Source organism: Nannocystis exedens (genome assembly GCF_002343915.1).
Lineage (GTDB): Bacteria > Myxococcota_A > Polyangia > Nannocystales > Nannocystaceae > Nannocystis > Nannocystis exedens.
In genome coordinates this window covers 169,099-190,211 of the sequence record NZ_NETK01000001.1, presented here as the reverse complement: position 1 = coordinate 190,211, position 21,113 = coordinate 169,099, and the positions used below count along the sequence as shown (strand labels likewise).

Annotated in this window: 14 protein-coding genes and 2 pseudogenes; 8 read left to right on the top strand and 8 right to left on the bottom strand. The window is 71.3% G+C overall.

Features of this window, described 5'->3' with window-relative positions; all coding sequences use genetic code 11:
* Positions 1–70: 70 nt before the first annotated feature.
* Together NAEX_RS54295 and NAEX_RS52665 are read left to right on the top strand one after the other, a co-directional pair.
* A pseudogene (locus NAEX_RS54295) lies at positions 71–544 on the top strand (SRPBCC family protein); the annotation flags it as partial.
* A 167-nt stretch (positions 545–711) separates the two neighbouring features.
* Positions 712–1,437 carry a DUF2071 domain-containing protein gene (locus NAEX_RS52665; protein WP_245913561.1) on the top strand — a complete coding sequence of 242 codons (726 nt, stop codon included), beginning with the start codon at positions 712–714 and terminating at the stop codon, positions 1,435–1,437.
* Positions 1,438–1,508: 71 nt separating this feature from the next.
* On the opposite strand, the gene NAEX_RS00655 is transcribed toward NAEX_RS52665, so the two are convergent.
* Complete coding sequence (locus NAEX_RS00655) at positions 1,509–2,987, bottom strand: NHL repeat-containing protein (protein ID WP_211302329.1); 1,479 nt, start codon at positions 2,985–2,987, stop codon at positions 1,509–1,511.
* A gap of 194 nt (positions 2,988–3,181) precedes the next feature.
* Positions 3,182–4,153 (bottom strand): LysR family transcriptional regulator, encoded by a 972-nt coding sequence (locus tag NAEX_RS00650; protein WP_096325592.1) that lies wholly within the window; start codon positions 4,151–4,153, stop codon positions 3,182–3,184.
* A gap of 102 nt (positions 4,154–4,255) precedes the next feature.
* On the opposite strand from NAEX_RS00650, the gene NAEX_RS00645 reads away from it, so the two are divergent.
* Positions 4,256–4,987: an SDR family NAD(P)-dependent oxidoreductase gene (locus NAEX_RS00645; RefSeq protein WP_096325591.1), complete on the top strand. Its 732-nt coding sequence runs from the start codon at positions 4,256–4,258 to the stop codon at positions 4,985–4,987.
* 16 nt (positions 4,988–5,003) lie between these two features.
* On the top strand, positions 5,004–5,303 hold the full coding sequence (locus tag NAEX_RS00640) for a DUF1330 domain-containing protein (RefSeq protein ID WP_245913560.1): 300 nt from the start codon (positions 5,004–5,006) through the stop codon (positions 5,301–5,303).
* Between the two features lie 81 nt (positions 5,304–5,384).
* Here NAEX_RS00640 and NAEX_RS00635 read toward each other — a convergent pair whose 3' ends face one another.
* Positions 5,385–6,317, bottom strand: a complete 933-nt coding sequence (locus NAEX_RS00635) for a DUF808 domain-containing protein (RefSeq protein ID WP_096325589.1) — start codon at positions 6,315–6,317, stop codon at positions 5,385–5,387.
* 956 nt (positions 6,318–7,273) lie between these two features.
* Between NAEX_RS00635 and NAEX_RS00630 the strand changes: the two genes are divergently transcribed.
* Positions 7,274–8,554, top strand: coding sequence for a pectate lyase family protein (locus tag NAEX_RS00630; RefSeq protein ID WP_143141544.1), 1,281 nt, complete (start codon positions 7,274–7,276; stop codon positions 8,552–8,554).
* Here the strand turns inward: NAEX_RS00630 and tnpB are convergent.
* Positions 8,479–8,718, bottom strand: coding sequence for an IS66 family insertion sequence element accessory protein TnpB (tnpB, locus tag NAEX_RS54290; RefSeq protein WP_170135339.1), 240 nt, complete (start codon positions 8,716–8,718; stop codon positions 8,479–8,481). The two genes, NAEX_RS00630 and tnpB, sit on opposite strands and share 76 nt — an antisense overlap.
* A 291-nt stretch (positions 8,719–9,009) precedes the next feature.
* Between tnpB and NAEX_RS49345 the strand changes: the two are divergent.
* A pseudogene (locus NAEX_RS49345) lies at positions 9,010–9,126 on the top strand (choline/carnitine O-acyltransferase); the annotation flags it as partial.
* 164 nt (positions 9,127–9,290) lie between these two features.
* Here the strand turns inward: NAEX_RS49345 and NAEX_RS00620 are convergent.
* Positions 9,291–10,718 carry an OmpA family protein gene (locus tag NAEX_RS00620; protein ID WP_170135338.1) on the bottom strand — a complete coding sequence of 476 codons (1,428 nt, stop codon included), beginning with the start codon at positions 10,716–10,718 and terminating at the stop codon, positions 9,291–9,293.
* A gap of 154 nt (positions 10,719–10,872) precedes the next feature.
* Positions 10,873–12,426: an NHL repeat-containing protein gene (locus NAEX_RS00615; RefSeq protein ID WP_143825489.1), complete on the bottom strand. Its 1,554-nt coding sequence runs from the start codon at positions 12,424–12,426 to the stop codon at positions 10,873–10,875.
* Positions 12,427–13,347: 921 nt separating this feature from the next.
* Between NAEX_RS00615 and NAEX_RS00610 the strand changes: the two genes are divergently transcribed.
* Positions 13,348–17,808 (top strand): protein kinase domain-containing protein, encoded by a 4,461-nt coding sequence (locus tag NAEX_RS00610; protein ID WP_170135337.1) that lies wholly within the window; start codon positions 13,348–13,350, stop codon positions 17,806–17,808.
* 536 nt (positions 17,809–18,344) lie between these two features.
* Here the strand turns inward: NAEX_RS00610 and NAEX_RS00605 are convergent.
* Positions 18,345–18,980, bottom strand: a complete 636-nt coding sequence (locus tag NAEX_RS00605; protein ID WP_170135336.1) for an IS630 family transposase — start codon at positions 18,978–18,980, stop codon at positions 18,345–18,347.
* Positions 18,913–19,485 (bottom strand): helix-turn-helix domain-containing protein, encoded by a 573-nt coding sequence (locus NAEX_RS00600; RefSeq protein WP_096325583.1) that lies wholly within the window; start codon positions 19,483–19,485, stop codon positions 18,913–18,915. Before NAEX_RS00600 ends, NAEX_RS00605 begins: the two co-directional genes overlap by 68 nt.
* Positions 19,486–19,635: 150 nt before the next feature.
* Between NAEX_RS00600 and NAEX_RS00595 the strand changes: the two genes are divergently transcribed.
* The gene (locus tag NAEX_RS00595) at positions 19,636–21,078 is read left to right on the top strand and encodes an IS1380 family transposase (RefSeq protein WP_143825747.1); all 1,443 of its coding nucleotides are present in this window, start codon (positions 19,636–19,638) and stop codon (positions 21,076–21,078) included.
* Positions 21,079–21,113 lie beyond the last annotated feature (35 nt).

Genomic DNA, 21,113 nt, shown 5'->3' with positions numbered 1-21,113 from the left:
GGTGCAGCGCGGCCGGGGCCGTCGCGGGCCGCCGGCTGGCGCGCTGGGCTATGATGGCGCCGAGGGACCGATGCGAGAGACGGGGATCGGGGGGCGCCTGCGCTCGCTGGGCGCGTCCGCGGCGGCGCGGGGGAGAGGCGCGAGCGAGGCGCGCTCGGCGTACGTGTTCTGCAGCGAGTGGGAGCTGGCGAGCCCCGTCGAGCGGGTGCGCGCGGTGCTCGACGAGCCGACGGTGTGGCCGCTGTTCTGGCCGTCGCTGGTCGACGTCGAGCGCGTGGGGCCGCGCTCGGAGGCGGTCGTCGGCCGTCGCTTCGTCCTGCGCTGGCGCGCCCCGGGCGGCTACGTGCTGGTCCACGAGGTCGTCGTCACGGCGGTCGACGAGCGGGCGATCGAGACCGTCAGCCACGGACAGCTCGAGGGGGCAGGGCGCTGGGAGCTCGAGCCGATCGCGGGGGGGACGCGGGTGCGTTACCACTGGCACGTCGACGCCAATCGGCCGTGGATGGTGGCGCTGCGCCCGGTGCTCGCGGGCTGGTTCGCGCACAACCATGACGCGCTGATGCGCGAGGGCGGCGAGGGGTTCGCGGCGTACCTCGGGGTCCGGCTGCTCGGGGTGCGGCACGAGGCGGGCGAGCAGGCGCGGCGGCGGTGGGCGCGGCTGCCCGCTCCCGTCGCCGGCCGCGATCGCTCGCCGGCGGGGCTCGGGCCGAGGTGCTGGCGTCGTTCGCGGGGGCCCGCCCGGCGCAGCCGTGGGCGACGCTGCAGCGCTGGCGGGACCTCGTGTTCCTGCACTGGCGCGTCGAGGCCGGCGCGCTGGCGCCGCTGCTCGGGGGGCTGGCGCCGGAGCGCATCGACGGCAGCGCGTGGGTGTCGGCGGTGTGCATGCGGACGCCGTGGATCGTGACGCCGGGCGGGCTGCCGCTCAGCGCCGGCGAGTACGCGCAGGTCAACCTGCGGACGTACGTGCGGCACGCGGGGCGGCCCGCGGTCTCGTTTCTTCACGTGTGCTGCGGCAGCCGCATGGTGGCGGCGATGGTGCGGCGGCTGGGGCGATTGCCGTATCACGCGGCACAGGTGACGGCGCGCAGGGAGGGCCTGGCGCACTCGTACCGGTGCCGCGGCCCGGGGATCCTGGCGGTCGAGTTCCGGCCGCGCCTCGGCGGGGACAGGCGAGAGCCCGCGGCTCTCGAGGAGAGCCTGCTCGAGCGCTACGCGTCGGTGAGCGCGGCGGGCGGACGGGTGCGCGTCGGCGAGCTCGCCCACGCGCCGTGGGAGCTGTGCGAGGCGGACGTCGCGGTACGCACGAACACGCTGCTCGGCGCGCTCGGGATGGACGTCGTCGATCCGCTGCGACCCGAGCTGGTGGCGTTCGCGCCGGCGGCGACGGCGGTGACGTGGGCGCCGACGGAGGAGGCCCGGAGCGCGGGGTCCCGGTAGGCGCGCCGCGGCAGGGCGCGACGGCCCGGCCGCGGTCGCGAAGGACATGTCTTCTTGGACATGTCCTTCGATCACATCGAGAACATGCGGATGAGCATCAGGAACGCCTCGCCGCCGTCGAACACGCTGTCGTGCGCGCCGGCGGTGGCGATGCCGGGGCCGCCGGCGGCCCCGGCGACGGCCGCGTGGGCGAACGTCCCGGCGACGCCCCAACCGCGGTCGTCCGCGTCCTCGCCGGTCCCGGCGATGTACGTGGCGAAGAACTCGTCGCCGTTGGTGCTGTCGAGGGCGACGAACATGCCGTCGACCTCGCCGCCGAAGTCGGTCCAGAACGCGTCGGACGTCGAGATGTTGTCCGCCGCGGAGGTGTTGCCGCTGAGCAGCACCGCGTTGCCCTCGATCTCGAGGTCGTGGAACCCCTCGGTCGCCCACAACGCCTCCGTGCCGCCGTAATAGCGGCCCCACACGCGCGACAGGGTGGTGTCGAACATGACGACGAAGCCGTCCTGGTCGCCCTCCAGTGAGGTGCCGATCGTGTCGATCAGGTCGAGGCTGGTGTCCGGCGAGGTCGTCGCGCCGGCGATGTAGACGTTGTTGCTCGCGTCGAGGTCGACGGCGTTGGCGACGTCGTCGCCCGTGCCGCCGTAGTAGGTCGCCTCGAGCAGGACCCCGTTGGTGTTGAACTTGGCGAGGAAGGCGTCCCGCGAGCCCGTGTGGGTGTTGTCCCAGCCGTTCAGCGCGATGCCGTTGCTCGCGTAGGTCGCGCCGACGACGTAGATGTTGTTGAAGCGGTCGACCACGCAGTCCTGCGCCGCCGTCTCGCCGTCGTCCCCGCCGTAGTAGGTGATCCACACCAGGTCCCCGGCGCTCGTGATCTTGGCGATGAACGCGTCCTCGTCCCCGGCCTTGTCCGGCTGGTGCGACCCGGAGTTGGTCTCCAGATTGGTCGAGGTCGTCGCGCCGACGACGTAGACCGTGCCGGACGAGGCGGCGCACACGCCCTGGCCGCGCTCGATGCCGTTGCCGCCGAGGTAGCGCCCCCACTGCCGCGAGCCGGTCGCGCTGAACTTGACGAGCATCGCGTCCTGGGCGCCGTCGAGGGTGGTGTCGCCGAGGGTGGCGATCACGTTGTTCGTGTTCGGCGACGCGGTGTTGCCGACCGCGAAGACGAAATCGCCCGGCGCAGCCGTGACCTTGTTGAACCAGTCGTTGCCGCTGCCGCCGTAGTAGGTGCCCCACAGCCGGGTCCCGGCCGAGTCGAACTTGGTGATGTAGGCGTCGTGGAGGCTGGACAGCGTCGCGTCGTGGGTGAAGTTCCCGGCGGTGCTGCCGGCGATCCCCGTCGACGAGGCGGTGATGCCGGCGCTGATCAGCGCCGCGTTGCCGTCGAAGCAGACGTCGTAGCTGGTGCTCCCGTCGACCCCGCCGATGTACGTGCTCCACAACAAGGTCGGGTCGGCGTGCGCCTCGGCGGCCGCGCCCGCGACCAGGATCCCGGCCGAGAGCGCGAGACAGCGCCCCCAATTCAAAGTTACGTGCTTCATGATCATCGCTATTTCTCCGAGCCTGTCGGCAGGGCGCGGGCGTCAGCAACCGATGTGCCGCGAGTTTGTCGAGGAGTTCCGCGAGCCGACCGGCGGTGCGCCGAGGCGCGGCCGCAGGGCAGCCCCCGAGGCGCCCCATGGGGCCGTGCCGGCACTGCGGAGGTGCACGGCCGGTAGAGGGCGCGGCGCATCCGGCGTCGCTACGCGCGTCGCCGATCGTGCGTCCGGGCGCCCGCGTCCCGGCGTCGCGCCGGCGCGCGTCGAGTCTTGCCCGCCGCGCTCGCCGGCGCCGCCGCGGCCCAGCGCTTCAGCTCGTCCCACAGCGCGCTCGCCACGACGCCGTGCGGGCGGTCGCGTCGCCGCATGACGAACAGCTCCATCCGGTCGACCTCGAACTCGGGCACCGCGAGCACGACGAGCTCGCCCGTGGCGAGCTCGCTGGCGACGAGGTGCTCGGGCAGCCCGCCCCAGCCCATGCCGGCGAGGATGATGTCCTTCTTCGCCGCGACGTCGGTGACGCTCCAGCGCAGCCCCCCCTCGAGCACGTTCAGCGACGGCGAGTCGGGGCCCTGGGCGCTGTCACGCAGGACGATCTGCGCGTGCGTCCGCAGCAGCGCCGGGGGGATGGGAGCGCCGCAGGTCGCGAGCGGGTGGTCGCGGCGGGCGACCGGCACGATGCGCACGCTCTGAAGGTATGCGCGCTCGACCCGGGCCGAGGCGACGCCGAGGCGCGTGGCGATGACGAGGTCGGCGCGCTCCTCTTGCAGCGCGGCGGCGGCGCCGGTGAGGCGCTCGGTCGCCAGCTCGATGCGCACGGCCGGGAAGCGGGCCCCCACCGCGCGCAGGATCGTCATCAGCGAGGCGAGCGGCGTGATCGCCTCGACGGCGAGGCGGACGATCGGCTCGACGTCGCCGGCGAGCTCCCTGGCGAAGCTCTTCAGCCCCTCGACCTGCTCGATCACCGCGGCCGCGCGCTCGCGGAACAGGCGGCCGGCGTCGCTGAGGGTGGCGCGGTAGCTCCCGCGATCGAACAGCTCGATGCCCAGCTCGTCCTCGAGGTTGCGCACCAGCTTGCTCACCGCCGGCTGCGACTTGTGCAGCGTCAAGGCCGCGGCCGTGAACGCGCCGGCGTCGGCGACGGCGAGGAAGGCGAGGAGTTGGTCGTACGTCACGCGGCGAAGCTCCAGAACCAAGAGTAATCGAGTTCATCGAAACATACCGTTTTCTTGGAATGGAGAACTCGCCTAGACCTGTCGCCACGGAGGCAGGATTTCATGTCGAATCGAATGGACCGGGTCATCATCACGGGCGCCAGCAGCGGCATCGGCCTCGACCTGGCCCGCCGTTTCCTCGCCGAGGGCTCCCGGCTGGTCCTCAACGCCCGCGATCCGGACAAGCTGGAGCGCGTCCGGCGGGAGCTCGACCGCAGCGGGTCGCGGGTGTTCGCGGTCGCGGGCGAGGTCGGTGACCCCGGCACCGCGCGCGCCCTGGCCGCGGCGGCGCGCGAGCACCTCGGCGGCGCGGACGTGCTGGTCAACAACGCCGGCATCTTCGGCGCCAAGCCGTTCCTCGACAGCACGGCCGACGAGCTCGAGCACTTCTTCACGACCAATGTGAAGGGGACGTACCTGGTGACCCAGGCGGTGGTGCCGCTGATGATCGCGGCCGGCGGCGGCTCGATCATCAACGTCGGCGCCGCGCTCGTGCAGCAGGCGATGACCGCGCTGCCGGCGTCGGCGGCGATGACGAGCAAGGGCGGCGTCCATGCGCTCACGGTCTCGCTCGCCGCCGAGCTGGCCAAACACAACATTCGGGTCAACACGCTCGCGCCGATGATCGTCCGCACGCCGCTGATCGCGGACGCCGACGCGCTGGCGGCGATCCACCCGCTCGGGCGCGTCGGCGAGGTGCGCGACACGTCGGACGCGGTGCTGTTCCTGGCGAGGGCGGGGTTCGTGTCCGGCATCACCCTCGAGGTCGACGGGGGCTACTCGCATGGCCGCTGAGGGCGGAGGACACGCGATGCTGGTGGCGCTCGTGGTCGCGGACCCGGCCGCGTACGCGCGCTACCGGGAGGCGATGGCGCCGATCCTCGCGGCGCACGGCGGCTGCTTCCGCCACGACTTCGTGGTGGCGGAGGTGCTGCGCGGCGCCGACAAGCGCAGCAACCGCGTGTTCACGATCGGGTTCCCCGATCGTCCGGCGAAGGAGCGCTTCTTCGCCGACGAGCGCTACCGGGCGGTGCGCGCGGCCCACTTCGAGTCGGCCGTGGTGCACACCGAGATCCTGGCGGAATTCACGCTCCCGCCGGAGGCCAGGTGACTCGACAGGCCGAGGAGGATCGCGGCTGCGCTACATGTCCTGAAGGACAGGTCTTCGCGCGGGCCCGGCGGATCGTGCGGCTCACGCCGGCGGCGGTCCGCCGGCGGCCTCGGGCGAGCCGCGGACGAGCCGCTGGACGCCGGTGACGACGGCGAGCAGGAGCGCACCGACGAGCAGGCCGACGAGGCCGCCCCACAGGCTGGGCACGACGAACCCCCCGCCCGGGACGGCGGCGGCGAGTCGCTCGCCGAGCGCCTCGGCGCCGGGGATCCCGTGCACGAGGATGCCGCCGCCGACCAGGAACATGGCCACGGTGCCGGCGATCGACAGGCCCTTCATCAGGTAGGGCGCGCCGCGCAGGATCAGCTCGCCGAAGCGGCGCGCCGGACCGGTCCGCTTGCTGAGGTGCAGGCCGGCGTCGTCCAGCTTGACGATGCCCGCGACCAGGCCGTAGACGCCGATGGTCATCAGCAGGGCGACCGCGACGAGCGTCAGCACGCGGGTGGCGAACGGCGCCGAGGCGACCGCGCCGAGCGAGATCACGATGACCTCGGCCGACAGGATGAAGTCGGTGCGCACGGCCCCGCGGATCTTGGCCCGCTCGAACGCGACCATGTCGACGGCCGGGTCGGCGATCGCCCGCACCAGCGCAGCCTCGCGTCGCGCGTCCGCGGCCGGCGCGAGGTAGCGGTGGGCGAGCTTCTCGCAGCCCTCGTAGCACAGGAAGGCGCCGCCCAGCATCAGCAGCGGGGTGATCGCCCAGCTCGCCACGGCGCTGATCAGCAGGGCGAGCGGCACGAGGATCACCTTGTTGACGGTGGAACCCTTCGCCACCGCCCACACGACCGGCAGCTCCCGTTCGGGGATGACGCCGGCCACCTGCTCGGCGTTGAGGGCCAGGTCGTCGCCGAGCACCCCGGCGGTCTTCTTGGTCGCCACCTTCGTCAGTACGGCGACGTCGTCGAGCAGCGCGGCCAGGTCGTCGAGGAGGGTGAAGAGCGTGGTGCCTGCCATGCGGGTCGGCTCGGGCGAGCCGGACGACGGTACTATGCGCGCCGGGGCCCTGTCGTGGGTGTGGGTTTTGCGCGTCGGAAATCGTGAATTTTGGAGCACGCACTGAAGCGCGTGCTTGGGGAATGTGGCGCGCACGGCGGCGGCGGTCGTGACGGCGGGGCGGCGGACCCGAAGCGCGGGGCGCGGACCTTCCAGCACGCCCGCGACGCGGGCAGCGCCGCCGCGGGCAGCGACCTCGCGGCGGTCCGTCCCCGCGCGTGAGCGGTACGGCGGTCGACCCGGACAGACTCGACCGCTGGCCGAGAGGGCCTGCGAGCTCGGGGACGCGAAGGGCTGCAGCATGGTGCAGCGGCACCGCGGACCGGGAGGCGAGGCTCGCGGCGCGAAGGTGTGCTACCGACCGCCGTGCTCGACTGATATCGATCCTGTCGAGCTCGCCTGGCCGAGCGCGAGGCCGCGCCGGATCGTTCAAGCGCTGGCGCGCCCGCTCGACGTCCATTCGCATGAGACCTGCCGGGCGTGCTCGAAGTCCTCACGGTGAGATGAATTGCCGCTACTGCCCGAAGCAGTACGACGCACAATTCCTCGACCCTTCGATCGCGCTCGCAATTTCGCCGACATCCGTCTATCTGCTCACGAAATCGCTCGTCGGAGTCGTGTTCCATCCCGAGCCTCAGTCGCGGGCGCTCGGGGGGTTCACCGATGCGAGGGACCGACCTCCTGGAACCGGGCGACGCCGAGGCGACGCCGAGGCGAGGGCTGTCGGCGGCAGTTCGAGGTTGCGCGCGGCGGTGGGGGCTGCGGGCTGCGAGGAGTGGAATCCTCGCAGCGTTCGGGCGGGGTGGTGACCGGCCGGTCGGCCACGGGACGATCGCGCGAATGACTCGTCCGCGGGCGGGCGGCGACGGGCGTCGCTGCGCCTTGCGGCGCCCGTCGAGGGGACGGTATGGAAGCGAATGCGAAACGCTGTCTTGCTGGTTGCTGCATTCGCGCTGCTCGGCTGCCCCCAACCCCATTCCGACGGGCACTCGCCGGAGACGACGACGACCGGGAGCGGGGCGTCGACCGGAACGACCGCGGGGACGGACCCCACGGGCGCCGGGGAACCGACGACGGGCACCGAGGAGCCGACGACGGGCACCGAGGAGCCGATGACGAGTACGGGGGCGATGACGACGGGCACCGGCGGCGACAGCACGTCGACGACCAGCGCGGGCGAGACCGAGACCGCGACCGACACGGGAGACCCGGCCGAGCCGATCGCGGAGGAGCCGATCGGGTACGCGGCGCTCGAGGGCGGGACCTACGGCGGTGCGGGCGGGCCGACGGTCGTCGTGGCGACGTACGACGAGCTGCGGAGCGCGGCCGAGGATTCGGACGACCCGCTGATCATCAAAGTCTCGGGGACGATCGTCGGCGAGGAGCAGATCTACGTCCGCTCCAACAAGACGATCCTCGGGCTGCCGGGCTCGCGGCTGCAGGGCGTCGGGCTGCGGCTGTCCGAGGTGCATAACGTGATCCTGCGCAACCTGACGATCGAGGGGGTCGTCGCCGACCTCGGGAGCGGCGACCAGGACGCGATCACGCTGAAGTTCGGCACGCACCACGTGTGGATCGACCACTGCGACCTGCGCGCTCAGCCGCCCGGCGAGCCGTTCGTGGTCGACGACAACGACGAGTACTACGACGGGCTGATCGACATCACGCGCGGCTGCGACTTCGTCACGGTGTCGTGGACGAAGTTCACCGACAGCTGGAAGGCGATGCTGGTCGGGGGCGGCTCGGGAGAGGTCGAGAACATCGGCAAGCAGCGCCTGACGATGTATAATAATTATTTCCTCGACTGCCTCGAGCGCGGACCGTACGTCGGGCAGAGCGAGGCGCACGTGTTCAACAACTACACGCGGGTGACCCGGCTGACCGGGCACACCGGCAACGGGGTGTCGCTCCGCGACAACGCGCGGGTCCGGGTCGACAACTGCTACTTCGATCACACGCTCGTCGACGACGACGGGATGAGCCCGTCGGTGCCGATCATCACCGGCTACTCGACCTCGGTCGGCGGGCCGGGACGCGTCACCAACGCGGATAGCAATATCTTCGTCAACACGGTCGAGCCGCAGATCGACGGGCCGCCGGACGACTTCGTGCCGCCGTACGACTATTCACCGATCCCGGCGGAGGAGGTGCCCGCGACGGTGCTGGCCGGGGCGGGCGCGACGCTGCCGATCGAATAGCGGCAGGCGCTCGGCTTCTCGTCGATCTCGGTCGAGCGCTGCGACGGGTTCGCGGCCTTCGGCGCCGTCGTCGTCGCGCGGTGCAATCGCTTGTACAGGACCGCGAAGCTGCTGTGGTCCCACCGCAGCAGCTTGAGTCGATCGGCGCGCCGGCCCAGGAACACGAAGCGTGGGCTGTCGGTTCTCGCCAGTCGAGTGAGTGCGGCGCCATGATGACCCGGTGCGCGGGCCGACGAAGAAGAATGCCAGGTGGCGTGATCGCTTGGTACGGCGCGAGCCCTGGGCGCGTCACCTCGTGGTCGCCGTGCACGGCGCGTTCTGGGCGGTGGACGCCTTCGGGGGAAGTGCGCCCGCGACGGCCGCCGAGCTCGCGCGCGCCTTCGAGAAAATCGTCCTGGACGCGAAGGCAACGGCAGACACTCGTGTAGGGCCCGGGCCGGCGCCGCTCGCTCCGGCTCGGCAGCGACGCCCCCGTGCAGCTCGCCATCCAGCTCGCGGCGCACGCGATCTTCGGCGAGCTCCCGGCGGTCAACGAGTCGGTGCAGATGCGCAGATTTCGTCACGGCCGCTAGACACGGTCTACACGGTGACGCCCGAGTCGCTCGCGTGCGTGCGGGAGGCGGGACGGGACACCGCGGAGGCGCACCTCGGTGCGGCGGCCGACGCCCCACCGGCGCCTCGTCGACGCCTGCAAGCGCGCTCACCGTGGCTGACGAGCGCCCATCCCCTCGCCCGATCAATCGATCAGCTTGAATTCGATGCGGCGATTCTTGGCCTTGCCCTTGGCGGTCGCGTTGGTGTCGATCGGCTGGTCGGGGCCGAAGCCCTGGGGCACCAGGCGTTGAGCGTCGATCCCGTGCTCGACGAGGTAGTTGCGGACCGCCTCGGCGCGGCGCTGCGACAGGTCCATGTTGTGCTCGCGATCGCCGTCCGAGTCGGTGTGGCCCTCGATCCGCCAGCGCGTCTCGGAGTACTCCTTGAGGACCTTGACCGCCTTGTCGAGGATGGGCTTCGACCTGGGCTTGATCGTGTCCTTGTCGACGTCGAAGTAGATCCCCTCGAGGACGCCGGAGATCTTTTTGACCTCCTTCGGAATCTCGTCGGGACAACCGTCGCTGTCGGCGATCTGGTTGTAGACCTCCGGCTGATCCGGGCACTTGTCGTTCTGGTCGATGATTTTGTCCTGATCCCGGTCGGGGCAGCCCTTGAGCTCACGCGGGCCCGGCTCGTTCGGGCAAAGATCGATCTGCTCGGCCGGCACCGGCTGATTGGGATCGAAGAGCCCGTCCTTGTCGCTGTCGATCAGCGGGCAGCCCCGGTTCTCGCGCGGCCCCGGCTCCTGCGGGCACGCGTCCTCGTCGGCCGGCGCGACGCCGGCCTGGCCCGGATCGTACAGGCCGTCGCCGTCGGTGTCGCGCAGCGGGCAGCCCCGGTTCTCGCGCGGCCCCGGCTCTTGCGGGCACGCGTCCTCGTCGGCCGGCGCGACGCCGACCTGGCCCGGATCATACAGACCGTCGCCGTCGGTGTCCCTCAGACTCTGCGCCGGCGCTTCCTTCTGCTTGCCGAGTCGGAGCGACAGACCGAGCAGGATCTCGAGGTTGTTCGAGCGCGCGTTGCCGACGCCGCGGGCGGTGGCGACGTTGTTGACGATGTCGAGGCGCAGCGCCAGCAGGCGATTGATGTAGAACTTCACGCCGCCGCCGACATTCAGCGTGGGATCGATGTCCTTGCCGAGCGACGGCGAGGAGATCCCGAGGAGGCCGAAGCCGACCCGGATGAACGGCGCGATCCGGTACGGGAGCTGGGCCAGGACGACCGGGCGGAACGTGTAGAGAGTCGCGGGTCGGCCGTCAGCCACCTTCATCGGCATGACGCCGCCCTCGAGCTCGAGGCCGAGGAAGCTCAGCGGGTAGTAACCGACGCGCAGGCCGAGGTCGGCGCCGGCGCGTGCGAGCCGTTGATACCCGAACCCCTCGACCCCGAGGTCCGGCTCGTAGAACTCGTGCCGCGTCGACGGGAGGAACACGCCGCCGTAGATCCCGAGCTCCCACGAGTTGCGGACGGGCCGGTGCCGCTTGATCCACGGGGTCCGCTCCTCCGCGGAGCGCGGCTGCGTCGTGCCGGCGGTCGAGGTAGCCGACGCCGCGGGCGGCGGGGCGGTCACGGTCGCCGAGCCGGAGGCGGCGTCCTGCGCCGACGCCTGAGCAGGTCCGGAAGCGAGCGCCGTCGACAGGAGCGCTGTCAGAGTGGTAGTGCGAACGATTGCGGTGGTCGTCATGATGGGGGCCACGTCGATGAAGGGAGGGAGGAAGAGCCCGCTAGTCGCACGTGGGGCCGAACATGAGGTCGTCGACCGGCGCCGCGAGATCCGCGAGCTTGGTGAAATCGTTGGACCCGTCGAGCGCGACCGAGATCAACGAGTTCTGATCGCACGAGAGCGCGAGCTTGGTCGTCGGATCGTACTCGAGGCCGCTGCCGTGGGCCTCTTGCGAGACATCGGCGACCCGCGTGGCGGCGCCGTCGGCGATGCTGACGCTGTAGATCCCGCCCGAGGCGGAGTCGGAGACGAGCAGCCGGTCCTCGTGGCAGTCGTAGCTCATGCCGCAGTCGCCGACGTTGAGCGTCTTGCCCTCGAACGTCAGGGGCTTGATGTTCTCGGGCGAGAGCGAGCCGTCGGGGTTGAAGATGAGGAGCTGGTCGACCTGGCCGTCGATCCCGTAGAGGTTCCCGTCGCGGTCGAAGGTGATGCCGCAGACGTTCTTCTTGTGCGCCGCGGGCAGGGCGGTCGGCGTGCCCGCGCCGCAATAGTTCATCGTCACGAGGCTGTCGCGGAAGGCCAGCGCCGCGTAGACCGAGCCGTCCATCGGGTTGACGGCGAGGCTCGTCGGGATCCACGGGTTGAGGAGCAACACGTCGACCGTGGCGTACGGGGTGAGGGACCCATCGTCAGGGTGAACCTCGAGGATCTCGCCGGTGGCGAGCGGCGCGGTGACGAGGACGTTGTTGCTCGGGTTGAGGTTCGGGTTGGCGTCGAAGCAGTCGCTCCCGGGCGTGACGCCGGGCCCCGGCCGCGCGTCGCCGTGGTCGTCGTCGTCCTCGTCCTTCATGCAAGCGTTCGCGTCGTCGTTGGGCGCCGCGCCGGGGAAGGTGCCCGCGCCGAGGTCGTCGCAGTCGGTGCCCGGGGTGACGCCGGGGGTGGTCGGCATGTCGTCACCCCAGTCGTCGCCGTCCTCGTCCTTCATGCAAGCGTTCGCGTCGTCGTTCGGCGCCGCGCCGGGGAAGGTGTCGGCGTCGCCGTCGTCACAGTCCGGCCCAGGGTACTCGGGCGGATAGGCGTCGCACATCGACAGCCAGCCGTCGCTGTCCTCGTCGCTGCACCCGCCGCAGCTCGCCCAGGCGTTCATGTTCGCGTCGTCGCAGTCCGTGCCCGGGACGACCTCGTCCATGCCCCCCTCGCCCGGAGGATCGTTGTCGCCCCAGTCGTCTTCGTCCTCGTCTTTCATGCAGGCGTTCGGGTCGTCGTTGGGCGCCGCGCCCGGGAAGGTCTTGCCGCTGCTGTCGTCGCAGTCGCTCCCGGGGACGATCCCGTCGCCGCCGCCGCCGTCGGGAGTGTTATCGCCCCAGTCGTCGTCGTCCGCGTCGCGCATGCAGGCGTTCGGGTCGTCGTTGGGCGCCGCGCCGGGAAAGGTCTTGTCGCTGCCGTCGTCGCAGTCGTCGTCGTTGTCGACAGTTCCAGGCGGCGGGGGGTCTCCCGGCGGCACGTCGGTGCAGGACGCCGGGTCGCCGAAGCCGTCCATGTCCGCGTCGACGCACCACTGGCCCCCGTTTCCTCCGGTGGTCGGGGTCGTCATCGACTCAGACGGGTCGGTCATGCTTTCCGACCCCGCGGTCTCCGTCGCCGACAACGCGGCGACGCAGCTCGCATCCTGCTGCCAGGCGAAGCCGTCATCGCTGCAGACCTTCTGGCACCCCGCGACAAGCGAGAGTTCGAGGAGCAGACCGGCGGCGAGGACAGACGCTCGCGGGCCGCTGATGTGGAAGCACGGGCGACGGAGAAGCTCGGAGCGCAGCGCGATCATGCTAAATCCTGGGATCGTGGGAGGTCCGAATCGTAGGGACATTTCGCCCCGTATGGCAAGCCCGTTGTCGATGGGCGGGATGAGCGCCGATCGCCAGCAGTGGGCGCCCAGTGGGCGCCCACTGGGCGCCCTTGATTGTCAAGTGAGTCATGCACGCACCTCGACGAGGGCCGCAAGCCAAGCCTGCAAAGGCCGAGCTCAACCCGCAGATCGGCAGCCTCCTGATGGAACATGAGGAGGGCGGGTCGTCTTTGGCTCTATGAATATTCGCACGACAATACATGCTGGCCGACAATTTTTATGGGTATTCGGCGGCTCTTGCTCAATTGCCAATGATTCGTGTGCGCCTGCACGTCGGCCTGGCGAATGCTGACAACAGTCCGGCAGCCGGCCTCATATCGGTCGTCGGCTCGGAAGAGGTCGACTCGCATGCCGTACCGCGAGCGCCAGGACAGCGCGCCTGCTCAGCGCGCCTCCGCGAGGTCGTCGAACTGCTGTGCCGGGCCGTGACGACCAGCACCGCCGAGGTACCGGTCGCATCGCGCGGGCGGGGTCGGCGAGGCCGGCCGCGAGCCGCGGCTGCTGAAACCGCACGTGGCGCGCGCACGAACGGGCGTGGCGGGCGCCGAAGCTGTGTCGCCGCGATCGGCATCAATGGCCGATGCAGAAGTAGGAAATCCTTTGAGAAGCCCCGGACGCTGGCATACTGCCGGCGTGTCGGCCGACGAGACACCGATCGCCCGGGCGATCACCGCCGGACCGAGCGGCGCAGGGACGCGGCTCGCCGTGTCCGCGTCGGCGGTGACGCGCGAGTCGATGAGCGACGATCCGGCCCGCACCCCGCCGGAGCCCTCCCAAGTCGCCGCGTTTGACGAGACGGCGGGGGACCGGCTCGGGCGCTACACGCTGCTGCGTGTGCTCGGCCAGGGCGGCATGGGCGTCGTCCACGTCGCCTACGACGACTTGCTCGACCGCCGCGTGGCGATCAAGCGCGTCCACGCCGGCAGCACCAACGCTTACGGGCGGATCCTGCAGGAGGCCAAGGCGCTGGCCCAGCTGTCGCACCCCAACGTCGTGCAGATCTTCGAGGTCAGCGCGTCGGCCGGGCGGATTTTCATCGCCATGGAGTATGTCCCCGGCAGCACTCTGCGCGTGTGGACGCAGCGGTGGCGCGCCGCAGGCGGCTCGCAGCGCGAACTATTGGCCATGTTCGTGCAGGCCGGCCACGGCCTCGCCGCCGCGCACGCGCAGGGCCTGGTCCACCGCGACTTCAAGCCCGAGAACGTGCTCGTCGGCGAGGACGGCCGCGCGCGGGTGGTCGACTTCGGCCTCGTCACCTGGGGCGATCTCGCTGACGAGCCCGCGCAGCCCGGCGACGGCGAGATGCGCGGGACCCAGGTCCGTCTGACCGCTGCGGGCGTGCTCCTCGGGACCCCGGCGTACATGTCCCCAGAGCAGTTCGCCGGCCGCCCCGCCGACGCCCGCTCCGACCAGTTCAGCTTCTGCGCCGCGCTGTACGAGGCGCTGTGCGCCGCGCGGCCGTTCGCCGGCGAGACGTTCGCCGAGCTGCGCGACGCGGTCGTCGCCGGCGACCCGCGCGACCCCGGCGAAGGCGTGCCCGCGTGGCTGTGGGCCGTGCTGCGCCGCGGCCTCGCGCGCCGGCCCGAGGACCGCTTCCCGGCGATGGGCGAGCTGCTCGACCGCCTCGCCAGCGACCCGCTGGCAGCGCGACGCCAGCGGCTGCGGGTCGCCGCGCTCGCGCTCGCCAGCGCGCTCGCGGCCGTCTTGCTGGTGCTGCTGGCGGTCGCTGTGCGCGCCGAGTGGCTGCGCCGCGGGGTCGAGCAGGCCGCCGAGCACTCGCTGGCGTCGGCCGAGGCGCGGATCGGCGAGGCGCGGGCCGCCGGCGACCCGGCCACGGCGGCGCGGGTGTTCGCGGCGTTCGTCGACAACCCGCTGCACGACGGCACGCGGGCGCTCGCGCGCGCGTGGCTCGGCGAGGCGGCGCGCCGGCGTGACGACGGCGACACCGACGCGGCGCGGGCCGCCTTCGCGGCCGCCTACGTGCGCGCCGTGGCGCCCGACGAGCAGCGCGAGGCGCTCGTCGGGCTCGCCCGGCTGTTCCGCGCCGGCCTCGAGTGGGACGCCCTCGCCAGCGTGTTCGACCTGCTGGGCCGCGAGCACCCGGACGCGGCGCCGGAGCTCGCCGGGCTGCGGCGCGACGTCGCGTTCGGCCGGCGCGACTTCGCGGCCGCGCGCGTCGAGCTGGCCCAAGGCGGGCCGGCGAGCGTGCGCGCGCTCGCCGACGCGCTCGTCGGCGCGAGCGCGACGAGCTACCGCGACGTCGACCGGGTCTTCGTCGACGCCGACCGCGTGGTGCTGACGTCGACGCGCGACGACCCGCGGGTGCTGCACGTCGCCGCGCGCGCGCCGGGGCTGCCGCCGGTGCGCGCGCTGCCGGCCCCCACGGGTACGAAGCTCTTGCTGGTGGCCCCGGGCGAGCCGCTGTACGCCGTCGGCCGCGGCCTGGCGAGCGCGCTGCCGATCACCCTCTACCGCGCCGACGCCGACAGCCTCGCCCCGCTGTTGACCTGGGACGACGCGCTCCCGACCGCGATGACCTCCGCCGACCTCGACGGCGACGGCGTCCGCGAGCTGTACGTCGGGACAGGCACTGGGTACCAGGTCAACTCGCTGATCCCGCGGAACGACGGCGGGTGGGAGCGTCGGGTCGTCTACAGCATGACCGAGACGCTGCATTCGATCCCGAGCGGGCTCGCGCCGGTCGACCTCGACGGCGACGGCCGCGACGAGCTCGCCGCGAGCTTCATGGGCTGGCGCGCCTACGACGTCCGCCTGCTGCGGCTCGACCTGGCGACGCGGACGCTGCGGACCGTCGCGCGCGACAAGCTCGGCATGCTCCTCGGCATCGCGCCGCTTCGCGGGCCGGGAGGGGCGCCGCTGCTGATCGCCCACAACGTCAACGTCGACGCGAGCTCGCTCGTGTTCCCGCCCGACAGGCCCCACGGCGACCCCGAGGGCCTGTACGTGTTCGGCCACGACGGCGAGCGCCTGGTCCGGCGCGACTACCTCGCGTACCCCCAGCCGGCCGGCGCCCTCAAGTTCGACTCGTGGCCGCTGCTGGTCGGCGACGCCAACGGCGACGGCCGCGACGACATCGCGGTCGAGTACGGGCACGGCGGCCGCGCGCACTCCCTGCTGTACCTGCAGGAGGACGACGGCGAGTTCTCGCCGGTGATCCTGGGCGACCTGCAGGTCCTCGCGTTCGCCCAGCTCGACGACGACGCTGCCGACGAGCTGATCGTCAACATCCCCGAGGCCGACCGTGGGACTCGGACGTGGGTGCTCGGTGCCGGCGGGGACGAGGTCGTGTCGACCCCGTCCGCGCCGGAGCCCCCGACGCCGCCGGAGCTCGACGACCCGGCCTGGAACCGCACGTGGCAGCACGCCAAGTCGCTGCAAAGCCTCGGCCTAGTCGACGAGGCGGCGAGCGAGTTCGCCGACCTCGGCCGCCGCGCCTCGCGGCCCAACTCGCGCGCTCTCGCCTTCTACACGGCCGGCGTGCTGCGCGAGCGCTCCGGCCGCGACCGCGAGGCCGAGGGGCTGTTCCGCGACGCCGCGCAGGCACCCGAGTTCGCCGTCGACGCGCTGCAGGGCGCGATGCGGGCCCAGCTCCGCCTCGGCGACTACGAGGCCGCGCTGCAGACGATCGCGGCGCTGCAGGCCTCGCCCGGGCTCGACGTCGACGTCCGCGAGGCGCTCGAGCACCGCTGGGCGCCACTGGTCGCAGTCGCCCGCGAGCGCGTCGACGTCGGCTTCGACCGCCCGCTCGCGCCGGCGTGGACGATCGACAAGCCGCTCGGGCTGCGCCACCCGCCCGGCGCGCGCAGCCTGGCGATCGCCGCCGACCGCGAGGGCCCGCTCGCCTCGCTGCCCGTCGAGTGGTCGGGCGAACTGCTCGAGCTCGCCGCCGACTTCACCGTCGCCGAGACCGAGTGGGGCAGCGGCCTCGAGGTGGTCCTCGTCCCCGAGGGCGAGGGCCCGAAGGCCCCGCCGACGGTCTGGCTCGGCGCGCACACCCTCGGCACCAGCCGCGGCGGCGTCGAGGTCGCGCGGGTGTTCATGTGCGGCCTGGCCGACCGACGGCTGTCCGACCTCCGGCCGCCGACGATCGGGCCGCGGCGCACCGACGTCGCCACCCGCTTGACCATGCGTGTGTCGGTGCTCCCGGCGCTCGGCGAGGTCGCGTGCGAGCTGACCGCGCCCGACGGCACCTCGCGGACGCTCCGCGAGCCGCTGACGGACGAACTCCCGCCGGCCGGCCGCTACCGCCTCGTCGTCCGCACCGTCCACGACAGGCCGTCGTGGATTACCGCCGAGCTGCACCGCGTGACGATGCGCGGCGGCCGGCCCGTCGACGCGCCGCCGACCGACTCCGCGCGCGCGAGCCTGACGAGCGCGCTCGTCCGCAACGACCCGGTGGCCGCGCTGGCGGCCTTCGACCGCGTCGGCCCGCTCGCGCCCGACGAGCAGGTGTGGCGGGCCCACGCGCTGTGGCAGGTCGGCCGCGTCGCCGAGGCGCGCGCGCTGTGGGCCGCGCTGCTCGCCACCCCCGGACCGCTCGAGCCGGCGCTGCTGACCGCCCTGCGCGCGCGGCCCGACGTCATGAGCCCGCTGCTGCGCGAACTCGACCCCGAGCGCTTCCTCGACGCCAACCACGCGCTGTGGCGCAACACCGCCGTCAACCACCTCGGCGACCCGCGGGCCCGCGACGCGCTGCTGAGCGTGCTCGGGACCCTCGACGCCGCGCAGTTGTCGGCCGCCGCGCAGACGCCGGACGCCCGCGCCCGCGCCTGCGACCTGCTGACGTGGCGCGCCCGCGCATACCTCCGCGCCGGCGAGCCGGACCGCGCCCGCGCCGACCTCGAACGCGCGATCGAGCTCGCGGCGGACCTCGCTGCCGACACGCCGCAAGCGGCGGAGCGCTGGCTGCTCTGGCTCGATCTCGCGTCGCTGGCCGCCGCCGACGGCGACATCGCGCTCGCTCGCGAGGCGATCGCCAAGGCGCGCACCAACAGCGCGGTCCCGCTGCTCGTCGGCGACGTCATCCGCGCGCGCCCCGAATTGGCGGCTCTCGCTCACCTGAAACCCAATTAGCTGGGCCCTCGGTTCGTCGCTCATGACGATCGAACGCGCGGGCGCAGGCAGACATCGAGGCCGTGGGCGACCCTGGGCGCCCCGCCACTGTACCGCGATGACGCCCCCGACCCGACGGCACAGCAACGCCGGCCGTCACCCACACCCACGGTCGTCGGCTCCGTCCGTTGGCAACACCGGCGAGCGATGTAACGCTTGTCGGCGGGCACTTCGCGCGACGGGCAAGCTCCTGCCCGGCTCCGGCAGCAATTCACGTGCTCGGCGGCCTCCCGAGGAGGCGCCGGCGTGGGCTTTCCTGCTCGATGCCGAGTGTCTTGGTTCGTCGCCGCAGGGCGTGGCGGTCGAGGAGTTCGGCGGCGCCGGCGAGGTCGCCCGCGGCCGTCGGCGCTTCGCAGCGCAGGCGTCGTTCGGCGGTTTTCCGTGTGAATGCGATCGAGGGAAGGGGCGCTCGGAAAGGTGGGCGCCCATGGGCGCCCGCCGTGGTTGCCGGAGCCACTATTTTTTGTAATCGCCGTCCGGCGAGCTCGGCGCACCACCTAGTGCTCCGACCGCGACGTAGTGATCTGGCTGATTCTGAACACCGCTCGGGCTTGCTCCTTGGTGAACCGCCAAGTGATCTTCCGCCGCCGGCGGTGGGCGTCCTTGTTCCACAGAGACGTTCGACGGCGCAGTTCGGAGAGAGAGCCGATCCGAAGCCGTCCAAGGCATTCACGTGACCATAAGCTCGCCTCGTTCTCGGCAGGGTTGAGCCAACTCCCGTGCTTGGGAGTATAGTGCACGGTAAACCGGCTCCAAAGCTCGCGCCCCGCGTCATCGCCGAAAGCGGTGCATAACGAGTTCTGGCGGTGGGTGTTAAGATTGTCCATGACGAGGTGAATTGTCCGCGCCGAACGATATCGTTGAGCTATCTTGCGGAGAGCCCGAGCGAACTGCTTCGCCGTGCGGTTCGGCGTCGCATAGGTCAGGTGGCGCCCTGCCTTGGGTTCGACGATGCAGAAGACATTTGCGGTTCCGCGCCGCACGTATTCATAGTCTTGACGGGCCATGCGGCCAGGTGAGGCTGGCCGGCCAGGTCGAGCGGGGTCTCGAAGCACGACCGGTCGTTCATCCAGAGCGACGACCGGCTCCGACGCGTCGGCTGGTCGCGCCAGGGTGTCGAGGACGTCGTCCATCCGCGCGACGTACTCCTCGTCGATCTGAGGAACGCACCACATTTTTTTCCCGCCACGGTTTGAGCGCGTGGTTTTTCAGCAACACCCGGATCGTCTCCCGGCCGACTTGGTCGACGAGCTTGCGTTTCATGCACTCCTCGACGATGAGCATGATTGTCCACCGAGCGCGTCCTTCAGGAGGTGGCCCGCAAACCATGGCGACGATCGCGGCTTCTTGCCGAGCATCGAGCTTCCGCGGTGGGACCGGTCGCTTCGCGTCCTTGAGCGCGACCTCGACGCCCGCAGCGAGATACCGCTCTCCAACCCGCCGAACCGAGGGGACCGCCGATCCAACCGCTGCCGCCGTCGCCGCCAGCGTCTTCCCCTCGTCCAGCAACTGCAGCATGCGAATTCGCTTCCAGGTCCGCACCGTGAGCCGCTCCCGGGCTTTTCGGCGCAGGAGTTCTCGATCCTCGTCCTTGAGCTTGAGTCCGGGGAACCGGGGCCGCGGCTTCTTCTGCCTCATGGCACCCGTAGATCACGTTCCAGGTCAGAGCGCAAATTCGCGCATCGTTTTCGGATCGCTACCTTACGGTCGCAGCACTAGTCCGGATTTCTCACCACGGGAAGGAATTCCGGCCGCACTTCCCGAGTTCGAGCGGGTGTGAAACGATTGCTGACCACCCAGGGGTACGGCCGGAACACGACAAGGTGTATCCGCACCGAGTTCGATTTTCAACCGGCCGGGCGGAGGCGTGTCGAGGCCGCCTTCGACGCCGGGCGGGTCAGCTCGGACGGCGGCCTGCTGTTGCTGCGCGAGCTGACCAAGAGTTCAGGTGTGTTTCGGGACTTCGCGGCCTGCTTTCGGGACCACCGCGACCCGAGCCGGGTCGAGCACACCGTCGAGGAACTGCTCGCGCAGCGCGTGCTGGGCCTGCTGTGTGGTTACGAGGACCTGAACGACCACGACGTGCTCCGCGACGATGCCTTGCTCGCGCTGGCGATAGGCAAGGCCGATCCGACCGGCGAGCAGCGCAAGCGGGTGCGCGACCGGGGCCATGCGCTGGCGGGCAAGAGCACGCTGAACCGCCTGGAGCTGGCGAAGCCCACGGTGGCCGGCGACGAGCGCTACAAGAAGATCAGCTACGACGACCACGGGATTCAGCGCCTCTTCGTCGACACCTTCCTGGCCGCGCACGATCGGCCGCCCGCCGAGATCGTCCTCGATCTCGACGCGACGGACGACCCCGTACACGGCAAGCAGGAGGGTCGCTTCTTCCATGGCTTCTACGACAGCTACTGCTACCTGCCGCTGTACGTCTTCTGCGGCGACTTCATCCTTGGCGCCGCGCTGAACACCGCCGACAAGCAGCCAGTCAGCGGCGCGGTCGAGGAGCTCGAGAGGATCGTCAGTCAGATCCTCGCTCGCTGGCCGGCCGTCCGGATCATCGTGCGCGGCGATTCCGGCTTCTGCCGCGACGAGGTCATGCGCTGGTGCGAGGACAACGGCCTCTTCTTCGTCCTCGGCCTGCAGAAGAACTCGCGCCTGATCGCCGAGATCGAGGACGAGATGACGCAGGCCCGCACCACCTCCGAGCAGACCGGCAAGGAAGCACGCGTCTTCAAGGACTTTCGCTACGAGACCAACCGGACGTGGTCGCGAGAGCGCCGGGTGGTCGGCAAGGCCGAGTACACGACGGACAAGGAGAATCCGCGCTTCGTCGCCACCAACCTCTCGCATGACGAGTACGACGCGCGCTCGCTCTACGAGGACCTCTACTGCGCTCGCGGAGACATGGAGAACAGGATCAAGGAGCAGCAACTCGGCCTCTTCGCCGACCGCACCAGCGCCCACACGCTGCGCGCCAACCAGCTCCGCCTGTGGCTCTCGTCCGTCGCCTACATGATCCTCAACGAGCTCCGCCGACTCGCCCTCGCCGGCACCGAGCTCGCCCACGCCCAGGTCTCCACGATCCGCACGCGGCTGCTCAAGATCGGCGCCATCGTCACCGCCTCGGTCCGCAGGATCCGCGTCTCCCTAAGCTCAGTCTTCCCACTCCAGCACGTGTGGTGGCGCGTCCTCGAGAACCTCCACCGTCATCACGTCATGAGACGCTGACGGCCCTCGCCGTCCGTCACACAATGGTGCGCTGC

Excerpts from the sequence above, each read along its gene's own strand:
- NAEX_RS00655 (WP_211302329.1), bottom strand. The coding sequence starts at position 2,987 with ATGATCATGAAGCACGTAACTTTGAATTGGGGGCGCTGTCTCGCGCTC.
- NAEX_RS00640 (WP_245913560.1), top strand. The coding sequence starts at position 5,004 with ATGCTGGTGGCGCTCGTGGTCGCGGACCCGGCCGCGTACGCGCGCTAC.
- NAEX_RS00615 (WP_143825489.1), bottom strand. The coding sequence starts at position 12,426 with ATGACCGACCCGTCTGAGTCGATGACGACCCCGACCACCGGAGGAAAC.
- NAEX_RS00605 (WP_170135336.1), bottom strand. The coding sequence starts at position 18,980 with ATGGACGACGTCCTCGACACCCTGGCGCGACCAGCCGACGCGTCGGAG.
- NAEX_RS00635 (WP_096325589.1), bottom strand. The coding sequence starts at position 6,317 with ATGGCAGGCACCACGCTCTTCACCCTCCTCGACGACCTGGCCGCGCTG.
- NAEX_RS00645 (WP_096325591.1), top strand. The coding sequence starts at position 4,256 with ATGTCGAATCGAATGGACCGGGTCATCATCACGGGCGCCAGCAGCGGC.
- NAEX_RS00630 (WP_143141544.1), top strand. The coding sequence starts at position 7,274 with ATGCGAAACGCTGTCTTGCTGGTTGCTGCATTCGCGCTGCTCGGCTGC.
- NAEX_RS00600 (WP_096325583.1), bottom strand. The coding sequence starts at position 19,485 with ATGAGGCAGAAGAAGCCGCGGCCCCGGTTCCCCGGACTCAAGCTCAAG.